At 39.0% G+C, this 11,984-nt stretch carries 7 protein-coding genes; 4 read left to right on the top strand and 3 right to left on the bottom strand.

Annotated features, from left to right (window positions below):
* Positions 1-58: 58 nt before the first annotated feature.
* Positions 59-1,525, bottom strand: a complete 1,467-nt coding sequence (locus G525_RS0119765; RefSeq protein ID WP_027127692.1) for a glutamate synthase subunit beta — start codon at positions 1,523-1,525, stop codon at positions 59-61.
* A 34-nt stretch (positions 1,526-1,559) separates the two neighbouring features.
* Positions 1,560-6,065, bottom strand: a complete 4,506-nt coding sequence (gene gltB, locus G525_RS0119760; RefSeq protein ID WP_027127691.1) for a glutamate synthase large subunit — start codon at positions 6,063-6,065, stop codon at positions 1,560-1,562.
* Between the two features lie 437 nt (positions 6,066-6,502).
* Here gltB and G525_RS22875 point away from each other — a divergent pair, with 437 nt between their 5' ends.
* Genes G525_RS22875 through G525_RS0119745 form a run of 4 tightly spaced genes read left to right on the top strand, consistent with a single transcriptional unit; the run spans position 6,503 to position 9,131 of the window.
* The gene (locus G525_RS22875) at positions 6,503-7,111 is read left to right on the top strand and encodes an outer membrane beta-barrel protein (RefSeq protein WP_342662776.1); all 609 of its coding nucleotides are present in this window, start codon (positions 6,503-6,505) and stop codon (positions 7,109-7,111) included.
* Between the two features lie 19 nt (positions 7,112-7,130).
* On the top strand, positions 7,131-7,526 hold the full coding sequence (locus tag G525_RS22870) for an outer membrane beta-barrel protein (protein WP_342662779.1): 396 nt from the start codon (positions 7,131-7,133) through the stop codon (positions 7,524-7,526).
* Positions 7,527-7,548: 22 nt separating this feature from the next.
* Positions 7,549-7,887, top strand: a complete 339-nt coding sequence (locus G525_RS0119750) for a P-II family nitrogen regulator (RefSeq protein WP_027127690.1) — start codon at positions 7,549-7,551, stop codon at positions 7,885-7,887.
* Between the two features lie 11 nt (positions 7,888-7,898).
* Complete coding sequence (locus G525_RS0119745; RefSeq protein ID WP_027127689.1) at positions 7,899-9,131, top strand: ammonium transporter; 1,233 nt, start codon at positions 7,899-7,901, stop codon at positions 9,129-9,131.
* Positions 9,132-9,268: 137 nt separating this feature from the next.
* Here the strand turns inward: G525_RS0119745 and G525_RS0119740 are convergent, their stop codons facing one another.
* Positions 9,269-11,848, bottom strand: coding sequence for a phosphoenolpyruvate carboxylase (locus tag G525_RS0119740; RefSeq protein ID WP_027127688.1), 2,580 nt, complete (start codon positions 11,846-11,848; stop codon positions 9,269-9,271).
* Between the last annotated feature and the right edge of the window lie 136 nt (positions 11,849-11,984).

Genomic DNA, 11,984 nt, shown 5'->3' with positions numbered 1-11,984 from the left:
AAAAGTCAAAAAAGATTTTTATATAACCTAATTAAAATCTCTAATCTTTTAAAATTTCTCAGATTCTTGGCAAATCGTTATCGTCTTTAAGTGGTAAATTAGAAGCACCCATCAAATACTTATTCACATGGTGAGCAGCTTGACGGCCTTCCGAAATGGCCCAAACAATTAAGGATTGTCCACGGCGCATATCGCCTGCACTAAATATTCCAGGAACATTGGTGGCATAATTCGCTGTTGAGGCTCTGATATTGGTTCTAAAGTCCATTTCCAATCCAAACTGTTCCGCCAATGTTTTTTCTGAACCGGTAAATCCTAAGGCTAACATGACCATGTCACAATCCCAAGTTTTCTCAGAATTTTGGAATTCTTTTAATTCAGGACGCTGACCTTCTTTAAAAAACCATTCGACTTCAACTGTTTTTAATCCGATGAGGTTGCCGTTTTTATCCCCTAAAAATTCTTTGGTTGACAGGCTGAAAAATCGCTCTACACCTTCTTGATGTGAAGAAGTCGTTTTTAACTTCATGGGCCAATAAGGCCAAGGTTGATGTGCTGGTCTGCCCACTGAAGGTTTACTCAAAATTTCAAAATTCGTCACACTTTTTGCACCATGACGATTGCTTGTGCCAATACAATCTGAGCCTGTGTCTCCGCCACCAATTACAATGACATTTTTATCTTTTGCTGATAATACCGATTTAAAATCGATTAATCCATCAACATATTGATTGCTCAATTTCAAGAAATCCATGGCTTGATAAACGCCTTTCAGGTGATTGCCTTTGATGGGAATTCCTCTGCGCTCGGTTGCACCACCGCACAGCACCACCGCATCAAAATCGGCTTTAATGGTTTCTATACTGATATTTTTGCCTACATGGGCATTGGTGGTAAACGTGATGCCTTCCTCTTCAAGAATGGCAATGCGTCTGTCTATGATATGTTTTTCAAGTTTAAAGTCCGGGATGCCATAACGCAACAGGCCGCCTACTTTGGCATCGCGTTCAAAAACCGTCACCAAATGACCTACTCTGTTTAATTGCTGCGCAGCTGCCAGACCTGCAGGGCCAGAACCAATGATCGCGACTTTTTTATCCGTTCTTAATTTTGGCGGATGCGCTGTGATCCAACCTTCTTCGAACGCTTTTTCTACAATGTTTTTCTCAATATTTTCTATGGAAACCGGATCTTCATTTATTCCCAAGACACAGGCTTCCTCGCACGGTGCAGGACATAACCTGCCTGTAAACTCAGGGAAATTGTTGGTGGAGTGTAAAATCTGGGCAGCCTCCTTCCAGCGGCCTTTATAGACTTTATCATTGAAATCGGGAATCAAATTGCCTAGGGGACATCCACTATGGCAAAAAGGAATGCCGCAGTCCATACAGCGTGCACCTTGATCTTTTAGTTTTTTTTCTTCCAGTGGAATCGTGAATTCCTTGTAGTTTTCCAATCGCTTTTCAACCGCTATATATGGCTCATCAAGTCTTTCGTATTCTAAAAATCCTGTTATCTTTCCCATAGTTATTTTCCGTGAAAACGGAACTCTTTTTCAATTAAACACTTACTTTATTTTCTTCGGCCATTCGGATTAAGGCTTGCTTATATTCTTCGGGTAATACTTTTATGAATTTAGGGAGTTCTTTCTGCCAGTTTTCCAAAAGGCGTTGGGCCAGAGGACTCAATGTGGCGTTATAATGGTTTTCGACCAGGTTTTTTAATTCTGTGATGTCCTCTATCGATGTAACAGTTTCTAAATTCAAACCTTCTTTATTGCATTTTTTATCGAAGGTGCCGTTGGCATCATAAACATAAGCGATGCCGCCACTCATTCCTGCTCCAAAATTACGTCCTACCTCTCCCAAAATAACCGCGCGTCCTCCGGTCATATATTCGCAACCATGGTCGCCAATACCTTCAACTACCGCATGCGCACCAGAATTACGGACACAAAAACGTTCGCCGGCTTTTCCATTGATATATACTTCACCGCTGGTTGCTCCATATAAAGCAACGTTTCCAATGATGATATTGTCTTCAGGAACAATGGTGGATTCTTCGGGAACCTTGACACTTATTTTAGCGCCCGAAAGCCCTTTTCCTAAGTAATCATTAGTGTTTCCATTAACCACAAGCGTTAATCCTTTGGTTGCAAAAGCACCAAAACTCTGTCCTGCGGATCCTGTAAAGTTTATTTTTAAGGTGTTTTCTGGAAGGCCTTGTGCGCCGTAAATTTTGGAAATCTCGTTGCTCAATATGGCTCCAAAGGCACGGTCCCGATTGTTGATTTTTGATTCAATGACTGTCTTTTCTTTTCTGAACAATGCTGGATGTGCTTGACGTATAATTTTGAAATCCAAGGCTTTTTCAAGTTGGTGATCCTGTTTTTGGGTATTGAATAATTGGGTGCACTCCGGGACAATTACTTGATGCAATATTGGCGATAAATCCAATCCTAAGGATTTATAATGATTGATGGTTTTGTTGCGGTCCAGCTTTTGAACCTGACCTACCATCTCATTTATGGTTCTGAAACCGAGTTCTGCCATAATTTCGCGTAATTCTTGAGCTACGAAATACATAAAGTTGACCACATGTTCCGGTTTGCCCTGAAACTTCTTACGAAGCTCTGGATTTTGGGTGGCGATGCCCACAGGGCAGGTGTTCAAGTGGCAGGCACGCATCATCACACAACCTGAAGCTACTAAAGGTGCCGTGGCAAATCCAAATTCTTCGGCTCCTAAAAGACATGCAATGGCGACGTCACGTCCCGTCTTCATTTGTCCGTCGCATTCTAAAACCACACGATTTCTCAAATTGTTCATGACTAAGGTTTGTTGGGCTTCGGCAAGACCTAATTCCCAAGGCAAACCAGCATGTTTTAAGGAGGTTAAAGACGAAGCACCCGTACCACCATCATGGCCGGAAATTAAAATCACATCGCCTTTTGCTTTGGCGACTCCAGCAGCAACAGTACCAATACCTACTTCAGAAACTAATTTCACATTGATTCTCGCTTCGCGATTGGCCGATTTTAAATCATAAATCAATTGAGATAAATCTTCAATAGAATAGATATCATGATGTGGTGGCGGAGAAATGAGTCCGACATACGGCGTAGAATTTCTGGTTTTTGCAATATCAGGATTCACTTTCGGGCCTGGTAATTGGCCGCCTTCACCAGGTTTTGCCCCTTGGGCCATTTTAATCTGAATTTCGGAAGCGCTGGTCAAATAATTTGAAGTCACTCCAAAACGTCCGGAAGCCACTTGTTTGATGGCGGAGTTTTTCCAATCACCATTCGCATCTTTGTAAAATCGTTCTTCATCTTCACCACCTTCGCCAGAATTGCTTTTTCCACCTATTCTGTTCATTGCAATGGCTAAATTCTCATGCGCTTCCTTACTGATCGATCCGTATGACATGGCGCCTGTTTTAAAACGTTTGACAATTTCCGTCCAAGGTTCCACTTCTGATAAAGGAATAGGATCATAATTTTTGAATTCAAACAGGCCACGAATGGTCATCAATTGTTTGGTCTGTTCATTAATCAAATCTGAATATTCCTTAAAGGTTTCCGGTTTATTGTTTCTGACAGATTCTTGAAGCTTTGCAACAGTCAGTGGGTTAAAGGCGTGCTTTTCGGCATTGCGTCGCCATTTATAAATTCCTCCAAATTCCAATCCGAGGTCGCCATCAATAGTTTTTTTGTGGTAGGCTTGATGGTGACGTTTGTAAATTTCTTTTTCGATTTCTCTGAGGCCGATGCCTTGAATTCGGGTTACGGTATGTGGGAAATAATTATTGACCACTGTAGTATTGAGTCCTACACATTCAAAAAGTTGAGATCCGCGATAGGAATTTAGTGTAGAAATCCCAATTTTGTTCATCACTTTAAGAATGCCCATGCCAACCGCTTTATTGTAATTCTTGATGGCGGTCATATAATCCATGCCTTCAATATTCTGTTTTTCAACCTGATCTCGAACAATTTCATTAACGATATAAGGGTTGATGGCACTTGCACCATAGCCGAATAACAATGCAAAATGATGGACTTCTCGCGGTTCGGCCGATTCTATAATGATACTGACTTTAGCACGTTTTCCTATTTTATACAACTCATGATTAACATAGGAACAGGCAATTAAGGCAGGGATTGGCGCCATTTTTTTGTTGACCCCTCGATCAGATAGAATAATAATATTGCCACCTTCATCAATAGCTTTTGATGCTTTTTTAACGAGATTGACTAAAGCGCGCTCCAATTCATTGAGGCCTTTCTCTACTTCGTATAGAATGGGAATTGTTGTGACTACAAAATCTGGATTTTGGGTGTAGTTCTTTATTTTATCGAGATCGTGCTTTGAAATAACAGGATTCTGGATTTTCAGCTTTCGGCATTGATCTTCATTAATTTTAAAGATATTGGTATCCTTTCCTAAGGTCAAACTGATATCTGTGATCAGTTGTTCACGTATCCCATCCAACGGCGGATTGGTGACTTGGGCAAATAATTGTTTGAAGTAATTGTAAAGGAGTTGTGGTTTATCAGAAAGGATGGCGATGGGTGCATCATTTCCCATAGATCCAATAGGTTCCTTGCCCAATCGTGCCATTGGTTTGATGATGACGCTTAAATCTTCTTCGGTATATCCAAAAACCACCTGACGTTTCAATAAAGGTTCCTCTTCGTGTGGGATTGGACCTTCTCGCGCGGGGATATCGGCTAAATGCACTAAGTTTTTCTTCAACCATTCCTGGTAAGGGTGCTTGGAGACAATGGCCTCCTTAACTTCTTCATCTTTAATAATCCGACCCTGGTTCATATCTACCAAAAACATTTTCCCAGGCTCCAATCGGCCATGATGTTCTACGTTTTTCGCATCAATTTCAATGACGCCAGTTTCAGAAGACATCACCACAAAACCATCTTTAGTCACCGTATAGCGCGATGGGCGCAGTCCGTTTCTGTCTAACACGGCACCTATATAATTACCATCTGTAAACGGAATGGAAGCTGGCCCATCCCAAGGTTCCATGATGCAGGAATTATATTCGTAAAAAGCTCTTTTCGTTTCAGACATCTCAGGGTTTTTCTCCCAAGCTTCGGGTACCAGCATCATCATCACTTCGGGGAGTGAGCGGCCAGTCATCAATAACAATTCTACCATCATATCCATTTGTGCAGAATCTGATTTCCCTGGAAGAATGATAGGAAAAATGCTTTTGATTTCCTCACCAAACCAATCGCTTTCCATCAATTCCTGACGTGAGAGTGTGCGGGATGCATTGCCTCTCAAGGTATTGATCTCGCCATTATGACACATATATCTAAATGGTTGCGCCAAATCCCAAGTCGGGAAGGTGTTGGTTGAAAAACGCTGATGCACCAATGCCAAACGGGTCACTAATGACGGGTCTTGTAAATCCTTATAATAGAGTTTAATATCTTCAGGCACTAAAAGTCCTTTAAATATGATGATTTTAGTTGATAGACTTGGAAGGTAAAAACGTGTGCTTTCAGAAAGTTTGGACGCATTGATATGATGTTCTGCCTGTTTTCTGGCGGTGAACAGTTTTAGATTGAAGCTAAAATCGTCCTGATGTTCTTCGGACTTTCCTATAAAAATCTGTTTTACAAAAGGTTCCGTAAGGGCGGCAACGGTTCCCAAAACTGCAGAATCGACGGGCACATCTCGCCATCCTAAAATAGGTAAGCCTTGTGCTTTTATATACTGCTCCAATTTATCAATACAATAGTTGCGCTGATTTTCTTTTTTTGGAAGAAAAACGTTGCTCACGGCATAGTCTCCAAATTTTGGTAATAGGAAATCGCACTTATTCACGAAAAATTCATGAGGGATATCGATTAAAATACCAGCGCCATCTCCAGTTTTACCATCAGAACTTACCGCACCACGATGTTCTAATTTTTCTAATATTTCAAGCGCTTTATGAATGATGGCGTTGGATGTGTTTCCTTTGAGACTACATATAAATCCAGCGCCGCAATTATCATGTTCAAATTCTGGTAAATAAAGTCCTTGTTGCTTCAGCATATATTAGAAAATTTAGTGGGTTTTATCCCTTTATCGGATTCTAAGTTATGTGTAAAATCCTGAAATTTAAAATTGTAGGTTCACTTTTCCGAGATTGATAATGAGGGGTGCTATAATTATGAGATTTACAATAAGATGAGTTCAAACTGATAAATCTACAATGCATTAAATTCAATATAAACAAACTTTGGGTAAATTTTATTCATCTTAGTGAGTTTTTTTATATCGAATTTTTGGCAAAATGATGAATTTCAAATGAATTTCTCATTTTATTAATTTCACATTTAACAAAAAATACAACATTAATAAATAGACCCCCTAAATTTATGTGGTATAAATTTATTATGTCATAAAAATAACAATTTAACCCCCTGTAAGTAGGGGGTGGGCTTTAAAAAAATATAAATTTGATTCATAATTATTAAATTATATACTTTATGAAATTAATTTCTACAAGTGTTTTGTTAGCTTTTCCATTTATGCTTTTCGCTCAAGAAGTGCATCAAAATAAACTATCAATAATAGGCAGTGTCGATGCTTATTTTAGAACAAATATCACAGGCTTTAATGAGGTTTTTGAAGACGATGATGGTCAGAGCATCTTTTTGAATCCCGGAACATCGTTCGCAGATAGAAGTGGCTTTAGTTTTGGAATGGCCGATGTTATTTTAAGCTATGAGGGTGAAAAAGTTGGGTTTGTTGCCGATTTGGTATTTGGTCCAAGAGGAGAAGATGCTGTTTTCCTATCTACAGGTTCTGCAAATATTGTTAATCAGCTTTTTGTCTATTGGAATGTGACGGATAAGGTGCAGTTGACTTTGGGTAATTTTAATACTTTTTTGGGTTATGAAGTCATTTCTCCGGTGGGGAATTTTAATTATAGCACTTCCTATATGTTTTCCAATGGTCCGTTTTCCCACACTGGAATTAAGGCAGAAATTGGTCTTTCTGACGACTTTTCGTTACTTCTCGGTCATGAACAGTACCGATTATACAGAGATAAACTTGGATGGCAGTTATACGCTTGGAGCACAATTGGGATTTAAAATTTAGTTTCTCAATGTTATTTATGGCAATCAAACAGGCAACTCCGAACCTTCATTTCAGATCGATTATACCGGAGGAAGCGCTATAAGTGATACTTTTTTCTTAGGAATCAACACCACTTATAGTGATACTCGTGGGAATGGATTTTATGGGGCAGCCCTTTATCCTAAATATACTGTTTCAGATGCTTTAGGATTAGGGGCCAGAGTTGAATATTTTGGATTCCACCATGGTGATGTCAATGACGATAACGTCTTTGCCACAACATTATCTGTCAATTATAAAATCGCAGACTTAACGATCATTCCTGAAGTACGATTGGACAATTGGAATGACAAGAGGTATTTGAATGGCTATTTAGAACCATCGAATAATCTTTCCTCATTTTTAATTGCCGCCGTTTATCAATTTTAAATCTAATTAAAACAAAATAGTTATGAAAAAAATAGAAGCTATTATCAGAAAATCAAAATTCTATGAAGTCAGAAAAGCACTCCACGAGGTAGGTGTCAATTTCTTCTCTTATTGGGATGTTACCGGTTTGGGAAATGAAGAAGAAGGTCATGTTTATAGGGGCGTTGCCTATAGCACGAGTGATATTCAACGACGTTATCTCTCTATTGTGGTCAATGATGATTTTGAAGCCATAACTATAAAAACCATTATAGAATCTGGTGCCACAGGTGAGGTGGGTGACGGGAAAATATTTGTGTCTCATATTGAAGAGGTATACAGGATACGTACAGGAGAAAAAGGAGGAAACACATTAAAATAAAGAGCAGAACTATGGAATTACTCACTATTAACAACGTATGGATGATGATCTGTACTGCACTTGTGTTTTTTATGCATCTGGGATTTTCACTTTTGGAAATCGGATTGACGAGACAAAAAAACACCTTAAATATTTTATTCAAAAATATATTCATTGTCACTATTGGCTTATTATTATACAGTCTTGTTGGCTTCAATTTAATGTATCCAGGTGATTTTAATGGATTCCTGGGATTTGCGGGTTTTGGATTGGATGCTCCTCTCACTACTGAGGATACACTGGACCTTACCTATAACGCGGGTTATACTTATTGGACAGACTTCTTGTTTCAAGGGATGTTTGCAGCTACTGCTGCCACTATAGTATCAGGAGCTGTTGCTGAGCGGGTCAAAATAATTCCGTTTATGGTATTCGTGATACTTTATGTGGGATTGGTTTATCCAATTGCTGGTTCATGGAAATGGGGCGGCGGATTCTTGCAGACCTTAGATACCCCATTTTATGATTTTGCAGGATCGACACTTGTCCATTCTGTTGGGGGTTGGGGTGCTTTAGTAGCCGTCTGTTTGTTGGGTGCCAGGATTGGAAAATTTAAATACGGAAAAATTCAGGCCATTCCAGGTCATAATATTCCGTTGGCTACAGCCGGTGTGTTTATTTTATGGTTGGGATGGTTTGGCTTTAACGGTGGTTCTGTACTTTCTGCAGATCCAGGTGTTACCTCATTAACTTTAGTGACCACATGTCTTGCGGCGGCGGCAGGAGGCGTAGTAGCTGCGCTGGTTTCAGCGTTGAGATACAAAAATTTAGATTTGACAATGTTTCTCAATGGTATTTTGGGAGGTTTAGTTGGTATCACAGCTGGAGCTGACCAAATGAGTACGATGGATGCCCTTATAATTGGTGCCATTGCGGGGGCAATTATTGTATTTGCTGTTTCCTTAATTGATAGGTTACGATTAGATGATCCTGTGGGTGCTATTGCAGTTCACCTGGTTTGTGGTATTTGGGGAACATTATCCGTAGGTGTTTTTGGTAATTTGGCAGGTGGTACACAGTTTCTAAGTCAATTGATTGGTGTGATTACTTATGCGGTATTTTGCATTAGTACGTCATTTATAATACTCTATGTCTTGAAGAAAACAGTCGGGATTAGAGTATCAGAACGAGAAGAAATAGAGGGATTGGATGCCCATGAAAATGGTATGGATGCCTATCCTGATTTTAGACTTAATGATAATTAGAATGCTCCAAATTATAAGTCCGTTTGCAGGCCGATCGCGTATATTATAGATCATTTAAAAAGGTAAAATATTTTATATCATAGACCCTCAACCTTAGAAAAGTTGAGGGTTTTGATTTATAGAATAAGAACTATTTCCTAAGCCGAATTTCTACTTGCATTAATATTCCCAAACAAAGAACGCATGACGATTTTTTCGTAAACTTTAATTTGCGCTTCGTCTCGCGGCGACTCTTTTTCCAATTCCTGAATCTTCTTTAAAGCAAATTGTTGAATGGTTAAGAGTGGTAATACAATAGATTCCCTTATGCTAATGGAAGCTTTTCCAGAAGGCTCTTCCTGCATCAGCTCAGTATAGCCAGTTAGTTTAAGAATTAAACGCTTTGTAATGACATACTCATCATGAATAATATTCCAAAACGCGCCATATTCAGGATCGTCAGACATGTATTTGGTCAAATCAAAGAAGGATTTTGCCATGGACATCATGCTGTTCTCAATCAAGGTCTTAAAAAAGCTTGAGGTTTTAAAGAGATGCTGTACTTTTTCAAATTCATTAGCATCTTCATAATGTTTTAAAGCGGTGCCCACACCAAAAAACCCAGGGACGTTTTGTTTGAGTTGGCTCCATGATCCTACAAAAGGGATGGCTCTTAAATCCTCAAAAACCAGTCCTTCAGATTTGCCACGTTTGGTTGGCCTACTTCCAATATTAGTTTTGGAATAATACTTTAAGGTACTCATATTCTCCAAATAGGAAATGAATTTTGGATGTCCTTTAAAGTCGGCGTAAGCTTTATAGCTTAAATTGGCCAAATTTCCCATGACCTCTCTATTTTCCGGTACCATCCGTAAGTCAGTGTCACTTAAGCTATTGTGAATGCCCGAACTGATCAACTGTTCCAAGTTGTATTGTGACGCATCTAAAGTTCCAAAATTAGAGCTAATGGTTTGTCCTTGTATGGTCAATTGTACTTCTTTATCTTCAATAGTTGGACCTAAAGACGCATAAAAGTTATGTGTTTTACCACCACCACGCGCAGGTGGGCCACCACGCCCGTCAAAGAAAATAGCAGTGACATCGTATTTGCGCGAAACTTCAGTAAGTCGCTCTTTTGCTTTGTAAATGGCCCAGTTTGCCATTAAATAACCCCCGTCTTTGGTGCCGTCACTAAAACCAAGCATAATGGTTTGTTTATTGCCTCTTGATTTTAAATGGGCGCTGTAGGCAGGATTTGTATAGAGCTCTTCCATCACTAAATGTGCGTTTTCCAAGTCGGTAATAGTTTCAAAAAGAGGTCCGATATCTACAGGCATTTCCTCTTGAAATGCGACCAGTTTTAACATGGCAAACAATTGCATTACATGTAGTGTGCTTTGATTGTTACTGATGATATATCGGTTACAAGCCTGTTCGCCATTGTTTTCTTGAATGGTTTTAATGGCTTCAATAATCTGTAAGGTTTTAAGCGTTTCGTCATCTTTTATCACTGACAAATCTATTTTGCCTTTCACCTTAGAGAGCACGTCCACTTGTTCCTTATGTGAGAGCTCAAAATAGTTTTTTGGAAAAATAGCGCTCCCACTATCTAATAATGTTTCTACTAAATCAGTAAAGACTTTGTCGTGCGCACGACTATCTTGACGGATATCCAAAGTTGAAAAGTGGAATCCGAAGAGGTGTATTTTGTTGAGTAAACTGTTGATTTCAGCAACATATAGAGATTGGTGTTTTTCGATGATGAGGTCTTTAACCGTCTGCAACTCTGCTCTTAAACCTTCTAGAGTCAATTCTGAAGGACTGCCAATCATGAGTTCATAGAGTTCTTTTTCAAGGAACGCCATGCTATCTTCTATGCCTCTAAAAGTTAGTTTTCTTTTTAGACCTCTAACATCGCGATAGTAATTTTTAATAATGGTTTCCTTTAAACGTGCTGCCACTTTAAGGGTGATTTCCGGAGTTACAAAAGGGTTTCCGTCTCTATCACCACCAGGCCAAAATCCGATATTGATAATGTTGTTTTCTATTTGTTTACCATCAAAAATATTCTGTTGGATATAATCAAAGATGTCGCCAAAGGATTTATAAAAAACATTCTCCAAATACCAGATCAAACTCACGGCCTCATCGTAAGGTGTAGGTTTTTCATGCTTAAAGAAGGGCGTTTTTCCTAATTGTGCCAGTAAATCGTTGATACGAAGCAAATCATTTTCCTTGATTGCTTCAGTCAAATCGGTTATAATTCCTAAAACAGAGCCTGGATAGAATTGTGTAGGATGTGCGGTCAGGACAATACGGACTTTAAAATCTTGTAAATATTTTTGGAGACGGTCCAATTTATTGTTTGCAGAAGCACTTTCTTTCAAGCTTCTTAATGTTCCAATCCCGTCCATATTATTGACGATCGGGAATGCCGCATCTTCTATGGCATCAAACAAAACAACTTGACGCTCTATATATTGAATGAAGCGGAACAGTAAATTAATTTGGCTTTCTGGAGTGCGCCGTGCTTGGTATTTTTTAAAAAATGAATTAACAATGGTCGTAGGGTCGTCACCTGCAATAAATCCCTTTTTACAAGTTTCATGAAACAATGGTAATAGGACGCCTGTTTTTGTGACGGCATCGAAGGGTAGGGTCATGAAAATACCATTATAGATTTGATATTTTGATAGGACACTTTGATTAAATCGCGTTAATTTTGGTTGTTTTGACATTTCTGAAAATTTGTTTGAAACCTTAAAATTACTAAAGCTAAGCGTAACACTTTTACATCTGTGCAATTTTTGCCGAATAACGATATTATAGTAGTCCAAGTTTAGGATATCGCAATAAATTAAGTCTAAACTATTG

This window comes from Gelidibacter mesophilus DSM 14095 (assembly GCF_000423005.1).
Classification (GTDB): Bacteria; Bacteroidota; Bacteroidia; order Flavobacteriales; family Flavobacteriaceae; genus Gelidibacter; species Gelidibacter mesophilus.
This window is presented reverse-complemented; position numbering and strand designations above follow the sequence as displayed.